This is a genomic window from Streptomyces sp. NPDC093568 (assembly GCF_044764945.1).
Taxonomy (GTDB): domain Bacteria; phylum Actinomycetota; class Actinomycetes; order Streptomycetales; family Streptomycetaceae; genus Streptomyces.
In genome coordinates this window covers 635260-651881 of the sequence record NZ_JBIWJD010000001.1, presented here as the reverse complement: position 1 = coordinate 651881, position 16622 = coordinate 635260, and the positions used below count along the sequence as shown (strand labels likewise).

Genomic DNA, 16622 nt, shown 5'->3' with positions numbered 1-16622 from the left:
GTCTCGTCCGAACGGCTCATGTGAAACGGCTGGTTCGAACGTCCCGACCAGAAGCCTCACCCGAACTTGTCATGCGCAGTCATACGCGGTCCTGAGCGGTCGTGAACGGGAGGAGTCGGCCGTGCGCCGATGTGTGTGGATTTCCGCGGTCGTCCTTGCCCTTTTCGCGGCCCTCGTGCCCGCGGTCTCCGCACACGCGGCCGGCGAACGCAGAGCCGTGCCGCTCCCGCTGGAGCGGCTCTTCGACAACGCGGCCGTCAGCGACGACGCCCGGCCCGCCGACGCGGACTTCGACGGGGCGGGCGCCTCCCTGTCGGCTCGGGACCTCGCGGCCGCCGGCTGGACGCCAGGCCGCGCGCTGACCGTGCAGGGGGCCCGGCTGACCTGGCCGAACCGGCAGCCGGGCGAGCCGGACAACGTGCGGGCCGCCGGGCAGGAGGTGCGCCTGACCGGCCGCGGCGACGCGCTCGCCTTCCTGGTGGCGGGCACGGCCGGAACCGACGTCGGCGCGGCGGGAGAGGTCGGGTACGCCGACGGCACCCGGTCCGCCTACCGGCTCACCGCCCCCGACTGGCGCACCGGCCCGCTCGCCACCAAGGCGGTCGCCCTGCCGCACATCAACACCCCGGGCGGTCAACTCACCGAGAGTGCCCGGCTGTACGTCATGACCGTGCCGGTCCTCGCGGGCCGCTCGGTCGCGTCGGTACGGCTGCCGCAGGCACCCGGGATGCATGTCTTCGCGGTGTCGGTGCGGACCCCGGCCACCGGCTGGACGGGGAGTTGGGCGAGCGCGACGGGCGGCCATCCGACCGTGGGGCCGTGGACCGACCGGACGTTGCGCCTGGTGGTGCACACCTCGGTGGGCGGGCCCCGGGTGCGGCTGCGGTTCGACAACACCTTCGCGTCGGGGCCGGTGCGGATCGGCGCCGCCACGGTGGCGGTACAGCAGTCCGGCGCGGCGGCGAAGGCGACGCCGGTCCGCGTGCTGTTCCGGGGTGCCGCGGGTGCCGAGATCCCGGCGGGGGCGCAGGCGTACAGCGATCCGCTCGGCTTCACCGTGCCCGCCGACGCCAATCTGCTGGTGAGCTTCCATCTGCCGGCGACGGTGCCGGCGGCGCCCGTGCACCGGCTCGCGCAGCAGCGGTCGTACGTGAGCGGGCCGGGCGACCACACGGCGGACGTCTCCGCGTCAAACTACCCGACCGTCCTGACCAGCTGGCCGCTGCTGACGGGCGTCGACGTGGGCGGCGGACCGGGCTCGGTGGTGCTGCTCGGGGACTCCATCACCGACGGCGACAAGTCCACGGTGGACGCCAACCGGCGCTGGCCCGATGTGCTGGCCTCACGGCTGCTGAAGCAGAGTGCGGTCCCCCACTACGGGGTGCTCAACCAGGGGATCTCGGGCAACCGCGTGGTCTCCGACCGCTACCCCGGGGACGGGGTCTCCACGGACACCGCCGGGGTGAGCGCCCTGCACCGGTTCGACCGGGATGTGCTGGCCCAGACGTCGGCGCGTACGGCGGTGGTGTTCGAGGGCATCAACGATGTGCGGGCAGGCACGAGCGCCGAGCAGGTGATCGCCGGACTGCGCGAGATCGCGGACCGCGGGCGGGCGCGGGGACTGCGGATGCTGGCGGCGACCGTACTGCCCTGTGCGGGCGAGGCACGGTGCACGGCGGCTGTCGATGCCGAGCGGGTCGAGATCAACGCCTGGATCCGCAGTGCCGGGGTGTACGACGGGGTGCTCGACTTCGACGCCGTCGTACGGGACCCGGCGCAGCCGTCCCGGATGCTGCCCGCCTACGACAGCGGGGACCATCTGCATCCGGGCGACGCGGGGCTCGCGGCGCTGGCCGGGTCGGTGGATCTGAGGCTGCTCGCCGGGTGACCGGACCGGGGACTACACGTCCAGATCCACGACCACCGGTGCGTGGTCCGAGGCGCCCTTGCCCTTGCGCTCCTCCCGGTCCACATAGGAGTCGGTGACGGCCTTGGCGAACGGCTCGTTGCCGTAGACCAGGTCGATGCGCATGCCGCGGTTCTTGGGGAAGCAGAGCTGGCGGTAGTCCCAGTAGGTGTACGGGTGGTCGTACTTGAGGGGGCGCGGGACGACGTCGGAGAGGCCGGACTCGCGCAGGGAGGCGAGGGCCGCGCGCTCGGCGGGCGTGACGTGGGTGAGGCCCTCGAAGGCGGCCACGTCGTAGACGTCGTCGTCGGTCGGCGCCACGTTGTAGTCGCCCAGCACCGCGAACGGGCGGCTGCCGCCCGCGTCGCCGGCGACGGCCGCCTTGAGGGCCTCGAACCACTGGAGCTTGTAGGCGTAGTGGGGGTGGTCCACCTCGCGGCCGTTCGGCACGTACACCGACCAGACGCGGACCGGGCCGCAGGTCGCGGAGATGGCACGCGGCTCCTGGACGCCGTCGTAGCCCGGGTCGCCCGGGAGGCCCTTGACGACCTCCTTGAGGCCTACGCGGGAGAGCACCGCCACGCCGTTCCACCGGCCGGTGGCGTTGACCGCCGCCTCGTAACCCAGGTCGCGCAGCGGGTCGACCGGGAACTGGCCCTCGGCGACCTTCGCCTCCTGGAGGCACAGCACATCGGTGCCGCTGCTCTCCAGCCAGGCCAGGAGCCTTGGCAGGCGGGCGGTGATCGAGTTCACGTTCCAGGTCGCGATGCGCATGTCTCACAACCTACCGGGCGGGACTGACAACCCTGCCCCGCCCGGGGTGGGACCGGTCACAGCTGCGCGGAGTCCCCCGGTGTCAGCCGCAGATGCTCCGCGCCGCCGAGGCCGCCGATCTGGCGGTCGTAGATCGGCCGGGCCAGGTCGGTGAGGAGGGCGTCGTGGATGTCGTACGCACGCTGCGGCTTGACCTCGCGGACGTAGTCGATGACTTCCGCGATCTTGTTCCAGGGGGCCATGACCGGGAGCATCAGCGTCTCGACCGGGTGGTCCGGCACGGTGAGGGCGTCGCCCGGGTGGAAGACCCGGCCGCCGTCGACGAGATAGCCGACGTTGGTGATGCGGGGGATGTCCGGGTGGATGACGGCGTGCAGCTCGCCGTGGACCTGGATGTCGAAGCCGGCGGCGGTGAAGGTGTCGCCGTGGCCGACGGTGTGGACACGGCCCGGGAACGCCGCCGAGATCTGCTCCGCGACGGACTTCAGGGTCCAGATGTGCGCGGCCGGGTTGGCCTCCATGGCCGCCCGCAGCCGCGTCTCGTCGAAGTGGTCGGGGTGCTCGTGTGTGACGAGGATCGCGTCCGCGCCGATCGCGGCGTCCTCCTCGCTGAACCCGCCGGGGTCGAGAACGAGCGTCTGGCCGTCCTTCTCGAGCCGGACGCAGGCGTGCGACTTCTTCGTGAGCTTCATGGGTCCATCCTGGCGCGCACGCCCGCGGGATGCTCACTCCTCGGGGGTGGTCTCCTCCCTGATGACCTTCTGGGCCACCTTGAACGCGCTGTTGGCCGCCGGCACACCGCAGTAGACGGCCGCCTGCAGCAGGACCTCCTTGATCTCGGTGGGGGTCAGGCCGTTGCGCAGCGCGGCGCGGACGTGGAAGGCGAGTTCCTCCAGGTGACCGCCCGCGACCAGGGCGGTGAGGGTCACACAGCTGCGGGAGCGCCGGTCGAGGCCGGGTCTGTCCCAGATCTCACCCCACGCGTAGCGGGTGATGAACTCCTGGAAGTCCCCCGAGAACTCATCCGCCTGCGCCAGCGCCCGGTCGACGTGCGCGTCGCCGAGCACCTCGCGGCGGACCTTGATGCCCGCCTCGTACGGGTCCGGCCGTCCCGTCGTCTGCGGCACCGCGACGGCCGGGGCGATCTCGGCGATGGGCGCGGGCTGCGGCGGCGCCGCGGCCAGGACCGGCTTGACCGGGGCGGCCACGATGGCCATCTGGCCGGTGTTGGTGTCGTAGCCGGGCTGCCAGGCGGTGGAGAAGTGCCGCACCAGCAGGTCGGTGACGGCGGCGGGCTGCTCGACCGGGACGAGGTGGGAGGCGCCGGGGACGACGGCGAGCCGGGCGTCCGGTATGCCGGCGACCAGGGTGCGGGCCTCCGCGGGGCCGGTGACCTGGTCGTCCGAGCCGACGAGGACGAGGGTGGGCACGGAGACGCCGGCCAGCCGCGGCCGTACGTCGAAGGAGGCGAGCGCCTCGCAGGCGGCGATGTAGCAGCCGGGGTCGGTGGTGCGCACCATCTGCACCGCCCATTCGGTGATGGCGGGCTGGGCGGCGGCGAAGCCGGTCGTGAACCAGCGGTCCGGCGAGGTGCGGGCGATGGGGTCGAGGCCGTTCGTGCGCACGATCACGCCCCGCTGGCGGAACTCGTCCGCCGTGCCGAACCGGGGCGAGGCGGCGATCAGCGCGAGCGAGGCGATCCGCTCCGGGTGGCGCAGCGCGAGTTCGATGCCGAGGGCGCCGCCGAGCGCGCAGCCCGCGTAGCCGAAGCGCTGCACGCCGAGGCTGTCGAGGGTGGCGAGCAGCCGTTCGGTGAGGTCGCCGACGGAGCCGGCCGGGTACGCGGGAGCGCCGCCGTGCCCGGGCAGGTCGAACCGGAAGACCCGCCACTGCTGGGTCAGCTCGGGGACCTGCCGGTCCCACATGTGCCAGGTGGTGCCGAGTGAGGGACCCAGGATCAGGACGGGTGCGTCTTCTGGTCCGTCAAAGCGGTATTGCAGGGTGTTCGTCGGTGTCTCACTCACGCCCTGCACGCTCTCACATCTCACGAATTCTCACGCGCGGGGGTCGCAACCCCATGCAAGCCGTCCCACCTTGTGGTGGCTCCGCGAAGATCCTCCACACCACGGCCGCGTTCAGCTCTCCGGCGCGGCGCCCAGGCCGGTGAGGGCGCCGACCGGGTCGAGGTCGGGGGTGCCGCGCGGCCACCAGTCGTCGTGGCCCGGTTCCGATTCGTACGGGTACCAGAGGCCGTCACGGCCGAGGCGGAGCTGGACATGGCCGCGCGGGTGGGTGAGGTGGTTGCGCCACGGACGGAAGGCGGGGAGGTCGGCGGCGAGGAGGAGGGGGCGGGCCCGGTCGAAGCGGCCGGCCGGCGGGTCCCAGGGTTCTTCGAGGACGGCGAGCCCTTCGAGGCCGCCCTGGCGCCAGGCGGCGACCGCGCGGGCCAGGTCGGCCGGGGTGCGGTCGGCGGCCGAGGCCAGGGAGGAGTACAGGGCGCGGGTGGAGGCGGTCAGGCCGGAACCCGGGCGGGCGGCGGCGAGCCGTACCGCGTCCTGCCACAGGGTCAGTTCGGCGACCGGGTCGCGGCCGGTGGCGAGCAGGGCGTGGGCGCGGACCGCCGCGTCCGTCGCCAGCTGGTCGAGCGCGAAGGGGTCCGGGCCGCCCGGGGACGCCGGGTAGACGGGCGGCTGCTCGGGATGCGGGGGCGTGGGCAACGGGGCGGGCAGGGACGGCAGTCGGCGCCTCGGATCAAGCGCCTCGGCGGCCCGTACGCCCGCCAGGGGCGCCGGTTCCTGGTCCTGCGCGGCGCGCGCGGCCCGGGTGGCGCTGAGGCGGGACAGCGTATCCAGCAACTCGCGTTCGCCACGGCCGCGCAGCAGGAGCAGCACGAAGGGGTCGGCGTCCAGCAGGCGTGCCGTCTGGTAGCAGAGGGCGGCGGCGTGTTTGCAGGGGTGGCCGCGGTCGGGGCAGCTGCACCGGGGGTCCAGGTCGCCCGGCCCCGGCAGCAGCGGCACCCCGCACTCGGCCAGCGACTGCGGCATCTCCTTGTCGAGCAGCGCGGCGATATGGCCCGGCCGCTCGGCGACGGTGTCCAGGAACCGCGCCCAGTCGGCGTCGTCCAGCGTCCGCAGCCGCACCTGCACGCGGTAGGGCCGCGGCCGGCTGCCCCGCACATACGCCAGCACGAGCCCCGGCGTCACGGTGATCGCGTCGACGTGGCCCTCCTGGGCGTAGCCGCGGCCGCGCGCGAGCCGCTTGGCGTCGAGGGCGCCCTCTTCCAGAGCGGTCACCCAGGCGTCGCCCCACCAGGTCTCGGCGAAGCGGGCGTCGTCCGGCGGGCGGGGCGCGAAGGCCGGGAAGGTACGGCGGAGTTCGCCGTCCCGGGCCGGGGCGGCCATCGAGCGGGGGACCTGGGGTGTCGCGGGGAGACCGGGCGCGGGTGGAGGAGCGCTGACGGCGTTCGGAGGTGGTGTTTCGTGTGCCGGTTCGCTCGCTGAGTCGGGGGCGGTGGGTGCCGGGTGGGGTGGTGCGCTGTCCGTGAAGGGTGTGCGCGCAGGCGGAGTTGAGGGGGACGGTGAGGCCGGGGTGGGGCTCTTCGGCTCGCTTCGTCGGTCCGCGGGCGGCTCGGACAGCGCCGGGTCGTCCCCGTGAGGCGAGTCCTCGGACGGCATCCGGAAGGCACCGGCGAGCAGACTCCGAAGGTCACGGGCGCGCCCGCTGTCGGCACCGGCGTCCTTGCCCCGTCGCGCGACGGAGCCGGGCGGGGTTTGCTCGGGCCGACGGGGCCTGCGGGCACCCGGAGTCGACCGGTCGGCCTCCTCCTCCTCCGCCGCCGCCCGCCGCCTGTCCTCCATGGCGGCGCGCAGGGCCTCGCGGGCGGCGTCTCCGGGGCGGGCCGCGCGTGGGCCGGAGGTGGACGCGGGCGCCTCGGGGTCGGCCCCTGTGTCCGACGGTGACGGGTCCGCTGCCGCGCCCGCCGTGGCGGCTTGCCCACCCGACCGGCCCTCAGCGCTGTCTGCCCGGTCCGTGCCGCCGGCGGCGGGAGGTGTCGTAGGCCGTGCCCCGGAACCGCCGGGTGTCCGGGTGGGGCGCAGTGCCGCACGGGCGGCATCGCTCGGCCGGGCTCCCCGACGCTCGTCGGCGTCTCCCGTGGTCGACTCCGCGCCCGAGGACGCCTCCTGCTCCGCGTCCCGCCTCTCCCGGGCAGCCCGCAGTGCCCGGCGCGCCACGTCAGCCGGGCGGTCCGCGGGCTCGCTCCGGGGGCCCGGCTCACGGGGCAGCCGCTCCCCCTCGCCCGCACTCTCCCGCTCCCCCGCGCCCGTCACGACTCCCTCCTCAACGACACGAGGTCGGACAGCTCGCGGTCCGTCAGCTCCGTGAGGGCCGACTCGCCGGAGCCGAGGATCGCGTCGGCCAGGGCGCGCTTGGATTCGAGCATCTCGGCGATGCGGTCCTCCACCGTGCCCTCGGTGATGAGGCGGTGGACCTGGACAGGCTGGGTCTGGCCGATGCGGTAGGCGCGGTCGGTGGCCTGTTCCTCGACGGCGGGGTTCCACCAGCGGTCGAAGTGGACGACGTGGCCCGCGCGGGTCAGGTTCAGGCCGGTGCCCGCCGCCTTGAGGGACAGCACGAGGACCGGGGTCGCTCCGCTCTGGAAGCGGTCCACCATGCGTTCGCGCTCCGGGACCGGTGTGCCGCCGTGCAGCAGGTCCACCGGGACCGCCCGGGCGGCGAGGTGGGCGGCGATCATGCGGGCCATGCCCACGTACTGCGTGAACACCAGGGCCGAGCCGTCCTCGGCCAGCAGCGTGTCCAGCAGTTCGTCCAGCAGTGTCAGCTTGCCCGAGCGCACGGCCAGTCGCTCGGTCGCCGAAGTCGCCTCCTCCTTGAGATAGAGCGCCGGGTGGTCGCAGATCTGCTTCAGGGAGGTGAGGAGCTTGAGGACCAGACCCCGGCGCGCCATGCCGTCCGCCGACTCGATGACGTACATCGACTCGCGCACCACCGCCTCGTAGAGCGCCGCCTGTTCGCGGGTGAGCGGGACCGGGTGGTCCGTCTCGGTCTTGGGCGGCAGCTCCGGGACGATGCCGGGGTCGGACTTCTTGCGGCGCAGCAGGAAGGGGCGCACCAGGCGGGCGAGGCGGGTCACGGCCTCCGCGTCCTCGCCGTTCTCCACGGCGCGGGCGTGCCGGGCGCGGAAGGACTTCAACGGGCCGAGCAGACCGGGGGTCGTCCAGTCGAGCAGGGCCCACAGCTCGGAGAGGTTGTTCTCCACCGGGGTGCCGGTGAGCGCCACGCGCGCGGGCGTCGGGATCGTGCGCAGGGCCTTGGCCGTCGCCGAGTAGGGGTTCTTGACGTGCTGCGCCTCGTCGGCGACGACCATGCCCCAGGTGTGCTGGGCCAGGGTGGGTGCCGTCGACCGCATGGTGCCGTAGGTGGTGAGGACGAAGCCGCCGTCCATGTCCTCCAGGGTGCGGTCGGGGCCGTGGAAGCGGCGGACGGGGACGCCGGGTGCGAAACGGGTGATCTCCCGCTGCCAGTTGCCGAGCAGCGAGGCGGGGCAGACCACCAGGGTCGGGGCGGTCCGGGCGCGCTTCAGGTGCAGGGCGATGACGGTGATCGTCTTGCCCAGCCCCATGTCGTCGGCCAGGCAGCCGCCCAGCCCCAGGGACGTCATGAGCTCCAGCCAGCCCAGGCCACGGAGTTGGTAGTCCCGCAGGGTCGCCCGCAGTCCCGGCGGCGGCTCCGCCGGTCGTACGCCCGCCGTCAGCCGGTCGCGCAGCGCGGCCAGGGCGCCGACCGGTACCGCCTCGACGGACTCGCCGTCGACCTCCGCGCTGCCGGTGAGGGCCACGGACAGCGCGTCGACCGGGTCGAGCAGGCCCAGTTCCCGCTTGCGGGCCTTGCGGACCAGGGCCGGGTCGACCAGCACCCAGCGGTCCCGCAGCCGCACCACCGGGCGGTGCGCCTCGGCCAGCGCGTCCATCTCGCCCTCGGTGAGCGGGTCGCCGCCGATCGCCAACTGCCAGCGGAACTGGAGCAGTTCCTCGCTCTCGAAGAAGCCGGTGCCGTCGGTCGCCGAGCCCGGCGCGGGCCGTACGACCGCCGCCGCGCTGAGGTCCTGCGCCAGGTCCCGGGGCCAGTGCACCGCCACCCCGGCCGCCGCGAGCCGGGTCGCGGCCACTCCCAGCAGGTCGCCCAACTCCTCGTCGGACAGCGCCAGTACGTCGGGCACGTCCTGCTCGGAGAGCCGGTCGAGCGGCGCCCAGACCCGGGCCGCGCGCCGCACCGCCAGGGCCGCGTCCACCCGGGCGCGGGGCCCGAAGGCGGTGTCCGCCTCGCCGGACCACAGGGCCGTCGCGTCGGCCACGAGGGTGGGGTCGGCGAGGCTGTGCACCTGGACGATCGCCGCGCCCGCGCTGCGCACGCCCTCGTCGTGGTCGTCGAAGAGGTCGTAGGCCGACAGGTCGAGGCGGAGCGAGATCCGCACGCCCGCGTCCATGCCGGCGGCGACCTCGGCCGCCCAGTCCTGGGCTCCGGGCAGGTGCAGGCCCTCGCGGGCGGCGAAGGGCCTCCCCGAGGCGTACGGGGCGGCGGGGGTGCGGGGCAGGGTGTCGGCGACCGCGTCCAGGAAGGCACGCAGCAGCGCCTCGGGCTCGGGCAGCCGCAGCGGGCCCGAGCCGGGCAGAGGGACCGCGTGCCCCTCGTAGGGCAGGGCCGCGGCGATCGCGCGCAGGTGGGCGATGTCGTCCGGGTCCAGGGGGCCGGCCCGCCAGGCGTCGTGGCCGGTGGGGGTCAGGCCGGGCAGCAGCCGGCCGCGTGCGGTGAGCCGGAGGGCGTGCAGCGCGGCCGCGCCCCAGCAGGCGGTGGCGGGGTGGGCGGCCGGGTCGCGGCGGGCCCGCACGAGCAGCGGCAGCGCCTCGCCGAGCGGCACGGCGAGCGCGGGGGTGGTCCGGCGGCGGACGCCGGCGCCATGCCGCCGTACGACCGTGAGCTCGGTGTCCTCGGTGCCCTCGCCGGGGAGCGGTCCGCCCTCCGGGTCCCAGAAGGCCACCCGGCCCTCGCGCGGCAGAGGCGCGGGCAGGAAGACGGCCGCGAGTCGGACGGGGACGGCCGCCCCCGCACGCCCGGCCACCACGGCCTGGTCGCTCATACGTCCTGTCACCTCCCGCCCCTGAGTCGGATCAACCGTCTTCGACTCTACGGGCGGGGTCTGACAATCGGCCCCGGCGCCCGCTCGGGCCCGGCGTCCCAGCCTGTGATCAAGGGACCGTGCGCGAGACGACGTACACGAACGGATGGTCCGGGTCGGACATGTTCACGACGACGTCCTTGGTGGGCGCCGGGTTCTTCTGCTTGTGGACGAAGCCGTACCACGGGCCCTTGCGGCTGAAGTCCCAGCCGGTGATCTTCTGGTCGCGGGCGCTGATGGTGATGTCGTCCTGCTTCAGATCGTCCCGGTCCGCGCCCATGGACTTCAGGTACCCGTCCAGCTCTTCGTCCTCCGTCTCGAACTGGACGTACAGCCGGCTGGTCCGCCAGTTGTTCGTCTCGTAGTACGCGACCTTGTACGACGGCACGGGGATGGGGATCTGGTAGATGCGCCGCTGCACCCTCGACGGCCAGCCCGCGCTCAGGCCGGTCGCCGAGTACTTCTCCTCCTTGTCCTTGCCGCTGTCGCGGCTCTGGTTGGCGGAGATGACCAGATAGCCCGCGGGGACGCCGATGAGCAGCACGATGATGAGCAGGGTGAGCGTCCTGCGCCGGATCATGTGGCGGCGGTCCTCGGCCGGCTGCCGCGGCTCGCCCGCGGAGTCGCTCTGCTGGGGTGCGGGCATGGTTACGCGGACCCCTGCGACGCTCGACGGGCCTCGGCGAACCGCGCGTACCGCTCGTAGCGCTCCACCCGGCGCCGGTTGGCGCGGCGGAAGCGGCGGGCGACCAGGCGGGCGAGGTCGGCGGCGCCGACCATGCCGGCCTCGGGGCCGAGCTGCGCGCGCGTGATGCGGGCCTCGGGGCGGTAGCCACGGCCGGTGAGCTGGCGCTTGAAGGCGTCCCGCGCGGGGGCGATCAGCAGCTCGTCGGCGGCCGACACACCGCCGCCGATCACGAAGCAGGAGGGGTCAAGGGCGGCCGCGAGGTTGGCGATGCCCACCCCGAGCCACTGGCCGATGTCCTGGAGCAGCTCGATGCACATGGCGTCGCCCTCGCGGGCCAGCTCGGTGATCATCGGGCCGCTGATGTCGCCGATCTGGCCCTTGACGTGCTCGATGATCCCGTACGCCACCGGGGAGTCGGCGGCGGCCAGCTCCTTGGCCTCCCGCACCAGCGCGTTGCCGGAGCTGTACTGCTCCCAGCAGCCGCGGTTGCCGCAGGGGCAGCGGTGGCCGCCGGGCACGACCTGCATATGGCCGAACTCACCGGCGACGCCGTACTTGCCGCGCTTGACCTGACCGTCCTCCAGGATCGCGCCGCCGATGCCGGTGCCCAGCGTGATCATGACGAGGTGGTCCTCGCCGCGGCCGGCGCCGAAGCGCCACTCGGCCCAGGCGGCGGCGTTGGCGTCGTTGTCGACCAGGACGGGCACGGCGAGCCGGCCGGCGAGGCGGTCGCGCAGGGGCTCGTTGCGCCAGGACAGGTGGGGCGCGAACAGGACGCGGTTGCGGTCCGCGTCGACCCAGCCGGCCGCGCCGATGCCGACGGCGTGCACGTCGTGGCGGTCGGACAGGTCCAGGACGAGCTCGACGATCGTGTCCTCGACGACCTTGGGGCTCTTGGACTTGTCCGGGGTCTCCGTGCGGAGCTTCTCCAGGATGTTGCCGTCGGCGTCCACGACGCCCGCCATCACCTTGGTGCCGCCGATGTCGATGCCGACGGTGGGCACTCTGGGCGCCGACAGGTGTGAGCGGCGCTCTCTGGAGCCCACCGTCCTCAGAACGGGGGCCCGCCGTGAGCCGATGGGGGCGGTGAAGTCGCGGTAGGTGCTCATCAGGGCCGATTCTGCCTCACCGCCGGTACGGGTGCCGTACGGGGAAACAATGGGGTGGTTCACGGCATACGCCGCCTGCGGGCCGTTTGTGGTCGCTCGCGCAGTTCCACGCACCCCTTGGCGGCACCCTGCGCCAGGGACGTTGCATTGTCCTGACATTGCAACGTACCGAGCGGTCCGCTCACGACCGTACGAGCAGCTGGAACTCGAAGGAGTAGCGGCTCGGGCGGTACGTGTGCGTGCCGTACTCCACGGCCCGGCCCGTGTCGTCGAAGGTCACGCGCTGCATCGTGAGCAGTGGCGCGCCCTCCTCCTCGGCGAGACGTTCGGCCTCGGCGGCGGTGGCGGCGCGGGCGCCGATGGTCTGGCGGGCGCTGTGCAGGGTGATCCCGGCGGCGCGCATCAGGCGGTAGAGGCCGGTGGCCTCCAGTTGTGCGGTGTCCAGGCCGATCAGGCCGGGCGGCAGGAAGTTGCACAGGTACGCCATCGGCTCGCCGTGCGCGAGGCGCAGCCGCTCGACGCGGTGCACGTCGCTGTCCTCGGCCACCCCGAGGGCGGCCGCGACCTCGGCGGACGCCGGGACGACGGTGTTGACGATCACCCGGGTCGCGGGGCGCTGGCCGGCCGACTCCAGGTCGTCGTAGAGGCTGCTGAGCTCCAGCGGCCGTTTGACCTGGCTGTGCACGACCTGCGTGCCGACGCCCCGGCGGCGCACCAGCAGGCCCTTGTCGACCAGCGACTGGATGGCCTGGCGGACCGTCGGACGGGACAGACCGAGGCGCGCGGCGAGCTCGATCTCGTTGCCCAGCAGGCTGCCGGGCGTGAGCGCTCCGTGCTCGATCGCGGCCTCGAGCTGTTGGGACAGCTGGAAGTACAAGGGCACCGGACTGCTCCGGTCCACGCTGAGCTCGAGTTCCACGGTCGGGTCCACTTCTGGTTTCGGCACGGGCCGACTGTAGCTCTACGCGTTGTTGACGGGAAGTCGTGTAGTTTGATTGTCCGGACATTTGCATTGACAGGGTACGCACTGAACCCGCACTTTGTTTCCATGCGCATCGGGGTCATCGGTACGGGCCGCATCGGCACGATTCACGCCAACACGCTGAGCCGCCACCGCGAGGTCGGTTCCCTGATCCTCACGGACGCGGACGGCGCGCGGGCCCAGGAGTTGGCGCGGCGGCTGGGCGAGACGGCGGCACCGGGCGTGGACGAGATCTTCCGGTGGGGCGTGGACGCGGTGGTGATCACCACCGCTACGTCGGCCCATGCCGAGCTGATCGGCCGGGCGGCGCGGGCGGGGCTCCCGGTGTTCTGCGAGAAGCCCATAGCGCTCGATCTGCCCGGGACCTTGCAGGCGATCGGCGAGGTGGAGACGGCCGGGACGATTCTCCAGATGGGCTTCCAGCGACGCTTCGACGCGGGCTACGTGGGCGCGCGCGAGGCGGTGCGGTCCGGGCGGCTCGGGCGTCTGCACACCGTGCGGGCGCTGACCAGCGACCAGGCACCGCCGCCGGCCGACTGGCTGCCGCTGTCCGGCGGGCTGTACCGGGACACGCTGATCCACGACTTCGACGCGCTGCGCTGGGTGACCGGGCACGAGGTCGCCGACGTGTACGCGGCCGGGTCCGACGCGGGCCCCGCGATGTTCCGTGAGGCGGGCGACGTGGACACGGCGGCGGTGGTGCTCACGCTGGACGACGGCACGCTCGCCACGGCCACGGCGACCCGGATGAACGGCGCCGGGTACGACGTGCGCATGGAGCTGGCGGGCGAGCTGGACCAGATCGTGGTGGGCCTGGACGACCGTACGCCGATCGCGTCCACCGAGCCGACCGGGCCGCCCGCGGCGGACAAGCCGTGGGGCGGGTTCCTGGAGCGGTTCGGGCCCGCGTACGAGGCGGAGTTGAAGGCGTTCGTGGAGGTCGTGCGCGGCGAGCGGGCCAACCCCTGTGACGGGCGGGAGGCGCTGCAGGCGCTGCGGATCTCGGAGGCCTGCGAGCTGTCGCGGCGTGAGCGAAGACCGGTCGCACTGCGCGAGCTTCCCGGCGGGACCCAGGCCGCGGCCATGTGAGGCGGGCACGCGCGGGGCGTCCGCGTGCGGTCACCAGCGCACCGGCAGGCTCCGCATCCCCCGTATCAGCATCCCCGGCAGCCACTCCCCCGGCGGGCCGTCGAGCGCCAGGCCGGGTGCGCGCTCCAGGAGGGCGCGCAGGGCGGTGCGGGCCTCGAGGCGGGCGAGGGGCGCGCCCAGGCAGAGGAGCGCGTACACCGGATGCGGGTCCACCCGGAACCCGTCCCCGAACTCCCCCAGGTCGATCACGTCCGCCATGACACTCGCCCTCCCGTCACTGCGACAACGCGCGGGCGTCCCGACTAGTGCCCGCCGTCGTCGAGTTCCTCCAGAAGTCCCGCGTCGTACGCCAACAGGGCGATCTGCACCCGGTTGTTGAGGTCGAGTTTGGCGAGGACGCGCGAGACGTGGGTCTTGACGGTGGCGACGCTCATGAAGAGCCGTGCGGCGATCTCCGCGTTGGCCAGGCCCCGCCCCACCGCGACGGCGACCTCGCGCTCACGGTCGTTGAGGGCCGCGAGCCGCTCACGCGCGCGGGTGCGGCGAGTGTCGGCGGCGGCTCCGGCGGCGTGGTCCATCAACTGCCGGGTGACGGTGGGCGACAGGACCGGGTCGCCGGCCGCGACCCGGCGCACCGCCGCGACGATGTCGGCGGGCGGGGTGTCCTTGAGCACGAACCCGGCGGCGCCCGCGCGCAGGGCGCGCAGCACCTGGTCGTCGGCGTGGAAGGTGGTGAGCAGCACGACCTGCGGGGCGTCCTTGCGGCCTCGCAGCCGCTCCGTCGCGGTGAGACCGTCGACCGCCGGCATCCGGATGTCCATCAGGACCACGTCCGGCCGGGTGCGGTCGACCAGCGCCTCGACCTCGGCACCGTCGGCGGCCTCGCCGACGATCTCGATGTCGTCGGCGCCGCCCAGCATGAAGGACAGGCCCGCCCTGACCAACGGGTCGTCGTCGACGAGGAGCAGTCTGATCGCAGTCATGGGGCTTACGTAATCACGGTTGTACGGCGTTCCGGAGCCGGACCGCGTGGAGTGTTCCGCGGGCGCGCGGCGGCAGTCCGCGAGGGGTTCCACCGCGCCGCACGCGCGCGTGCGGGCCGGGCGGCCCGGCCCTCAACGGCGCACTCGGGGGCGGCCGTTGGCCACGTCCGGGTCACGCCCCGCCCCGGGACCCCCGCCCCCGGCGCGCGGCCCCGCGTCATCCCCACGGCAGCACGCCCCGCACCTCGAAACCCCCGTCGGCCGTCGGCCCGTGTTCCAGCCGGCCGCCCGCGAGTGTCGCCCGTTCCGTCAGGCCGATCAGGCCCTGTCCGGAGCCCGGTACGTGCGGGACGGGGCCCACGGGGGCGGGGTTGCGGACCGCCACCGACAGGCCCTCGCCCGGCGTTCCGGTCACGCTCACCGTCACCTCCGCGCCGGGGGCGTGCTTGCGGGCGTTGGTCAGGCCCTCCTGGGCGATGCGGTAGGCGGTGCGGCCGACGGAGGTGGGGACGGCGGCGGGGTCGGTGACGCGCTGGTCGAGGGTGACCTTCATGCCGGCCTCCCGGGACTCGTTGACCAGGGCCTCCAGGGCCGCGAGGGTCGGCTGCGGCCGGCCCGAGTCGTCGGGCTCGTCGGCCCGGAGCACGCCGATGATCTCCCGCAGGTCCTGGAGTGCCTCGTGGGCGCTCTCCCGGATGACGCCGGCCGCCCGCGCGATCTCCTCCCGGGGTGCGTCGGGCCGGAACTCCAGCGCGCCCGCGTGCACGCTGAGCAGCGTCAGCCGGTGCGCCAGCACGTCGTGCATCTCGCGGGCGATGGCCTCACGGGCCAGCCGCTGTGCCTGCTCGGCCCGCAGCCGCGCCTCGTTCTCGGCCCGCCGGGCGCGATCGCGCAGGGTCACCATCAGCTGGCGCTTCGACCGCACGAACATGCCCCAGCCGACGATCGCCCCCGTCAGCAGCACGCCGAAGACCATCGCCCAGACGTACGGCACGTCGGGGTCGGGGCGAAGCCAGAAGAACAGCGGAATGAGCACCAGGTCGGCCAGGGCCACCCAGACGACGTACCGGAAGGGCCGGTGCACGGCGAGCGTGAAGAGGGCGACGACGCCCGCGCCGCCGGCGGTGTTCGACACGAAGCCGATCGGGACCATCGCGACGGCGAGCCCGAGCGGCCAGCGGCGCCGCAGCCACACCGCGGCACAGGACAGGGCGCCCAGCACCTGGTCGAGGACGGCGTAGCCCTGCGGCAGGTCCTCGCCGCGCAGCGTGTCGGCGGCCAGCAGCCCGATGAACACCGCGAGGACGAAGCACGAGAAGTCGACCACCCAGTCGCGCGCGGTGCGCCGGGGCCTTCCGGAGCGGCCGGGGTCGGGGTCGAGCTCCTTCACCAGGGCCGACGGCAACAGCCAGCGGTGTCCTGGGAACACCTGTTGCGCGGCCGCCGGTTCGTCATGACTCACGGTCGACAAATCTACGCAGTGCACGCCCTCGGCGCGGCGCCTCGGCCGTGATCGGCGACCAAAGTCGCGCGACCGCCGACTTCGGTCGCGGCGGGCCGCCGCGGAAGGTGGACTTCCGCGGCGGGCCGCCGCGGAAGGTGGACTTCCGTCGGCCATGGCTCGCCCCGCGGCGTATTGGTGTGGGGGGTCCGCGGGGCGAGAGTCATGGCATGAGGCACCTGCTGGAGTTCCTTGGAGTCATCGCCCTGGCGCAGGGCGCCGTCGGCCTGGTCAACGAGTTCACCGGCTGGGACTGGGGTCTGATCCAGGGACTGGACGTCCTCGACGGCTTCGAGATCTACGCGAGCGTCGCCCTGCTCGTGCTGGCGTTCGCGCTGTTCGCCTCCGCCGGGAGCCGGAAGTCCGGCTGAACACGCACCGGACTTCCGGCCGGC

General features: G+C 73.8%; 13 protein-coding genes and 1 pseudogene. 3 read left to right on the top strand and 11 right to left on the bottom strand.

What is annotated here, in order from left to right; all coding sequences use genetic code 11:
- Positions 1 to 121: 121 nt before the first annotated feature.
- Entirely contained in the window at positions 122 to 1888 is a 1767-nt protein-coding gene (locus tag ACIRD7_RS02735; protein WP_403448811.1) for an SGNH/GDSL hydrolase family protein, read from the top strand.
- 12 nt (positions 1889 to 1900) lie between these two features.
- Here the strand turns inward: ACIRD7_RS02735 and ACIRD7_RS02730 are convergent, their stop codons facing one another.
- The 8 genes from ACIRD7_RS02730 to ACIRD7_RS02695 all read right to left on the bottom strand — a co-directional run bounded on the left by ACIRD7_RS02730 (position 1901) and on the right by ACIRD7_RS02695 (position 12591).
- Positions 1901 to 2680: an exodeoxyribonuclease III gene (locus ACIRD7_RS02730; RefSeq protein WP_403448809.1), complete on the bottom strand. Its 780-nt coding sequence runs from the start codon at positions 2678 to 2680 to the stop codon at positions 1901 to 1903.
- Positions 2681 to 2736: 56 nt separating this feature from the next.
- A complete protein-coding gene (locus tag ACIRD7_RS02725; protein ID WP_403448806.1) occupies positions 2737 to 3372 on the bottom strand; it encodes an MBL fold metallo-hydrolase in 636 nt (211 codons plus the stop codon).
- 33 nt (positions 3373 to 3405) lie between these two features.
- Positions 3406 to 4704, bottom strand: coding sequence for a 4-carboxymuconolactone decarboxylase (gene pcaC, locus ACIRD7_RS02720; RefSeq protein WP_403448804.1), 1299 nt, complete (start codon positions 4702 to 4704; stop codon positions 3406 to 3408).
- Positions 4705 to 4815: 111 nt separating this feature from the next.
- Complete coding sequence (locus tag ACIRD7_RS02715) at positions 4816 to 6963, bottom strand: SWIM zinc finger family protein (protein ID WP_403451621.1); 2148 nt, start codon at positions 6961 to 6963, stop codon at positions 4816 to 4818.
- 41 nt (positions 6964 to 7004) lie between these two features.
- Positions 7005 to 9836, bottom strand: a complete 2832-nt coding sequence (locus ACIRD7_RS02710) for an SNF2-related protein (protein ID WP_403448801.1) — start codon at positions 9834 to 9836, stop codon at positions 7005 to 7007.
- A gap of 109 nt (positions 9837 to 9945) precedes the next feature.
- Positions 9946 to 10521, bottom strand: coding sequence for a sugar kinase (locus ACIRD7_RS02705; RefSeq protein ID WP_403448799.1), 576 nt, complete (start codon positions 10519 to 10521; stop codon positions 9946 to 9948).
- A 2-nt stretch (positions 10522 to 10523) separates the two neighbouring features.
- Positions 10524 to 11672 (bottom strand): ROK family glucokinase, encoded by a 1149-nt coding sequence (locus ACIRD7_RS02700; RefSeq protein WP_403448796.1) that lies wholly within the window; start codon positions 11670 to 11672, stop codon positions 10524 to 10526.
- Between the two features lie 181 nt (positions 11673 to 11853).
- The gene (locus ACIRD7_RS02695) at positions 11854 to 12591 is read right to left on the bottom strand and encodes a GntR family transcriptional regulator (protein ID WP_403451619.1); all 738 of its coding nucleotides are present in this window, start codon (positions 12589 to 12591) and stop codon (positions 11854 to 11856) included.
- Positions 12592 to 12720: 129 nt separating this feature from the next.
- Between ACIRD7_RS02695 and ACIRD7_RS02690 the strand changes: the two genes are divergently transcribed.
- Positions 12721 to 13743: a Gfo/Idh/MocA family oxidoreductase gene (locus tag ACIRD7_RS02690; protein ID WP_403448793.1), complete on the top strand. Its 1023-nt coding sequence runs from the start codon at positions 12721 to 12723 to the stop codon at positions 13741 to 13743.
- A gap of 30 nt (positions 13744 to 13773) precedes the next feature.
- On the opposite strand, the pseudogene ACIRD7_RS02685 reads toward ACIRD7_RS02690, so the two are convergent.
- The 3 genes and pseudogenes from ACIRD7_RS02685 to ACIRD7_RS02675 form a co-directional block, all read right to left on the bottom strand.
- Positions 13774 to 13929, bottom strand: a pseudogene (locus tag ACIRD7_RS02685) (cytochrome P450); the annotation flags it as partial.
- A gap of 116 nt (positions 13930 to 14045) precedes the next feature.
- Entirely contained in the window at positions 14046 to 14726 is a 681-nt protein-coding gene (locus ACIRD7_RS02680) for a response regulator (protein ID WP_403448792.1), read from the bottom strand.
- A 217-nt stretch (positions 14727 to 14943) separates the two neighbouring features.
- The gene (locus tag ACIRD7_RS02675; RefSeq protein WP_403448789.1) at positions 14944 to 16188 is read right to left on the bottom strand and encodes a sensor histidine kinase; all 1245 of its coding nucleotides are present in this window, start codon (positions 16186 to 16188) and stop codon (positions 14944 to 14946) included.
- Positions 16189 to 16397: 209 nt separating this feature from the next.
- Between ACIRD7_RS02675 and ACIRD7_RS02670 the strand changes: the two genes are divergently transcribed.
- Positions 16398 to 16598, top strand: a complete 201-nt coding sequence (locus ACIRD7_RS02670; RefSeq protein WP_403448786.1) for a hypothetical protein — start codon at positions 16398 to 16400, stop codon at positions 16596 to 16598.
- Positions 16599 to 16622: the final 24 nt, after the last annotated feature.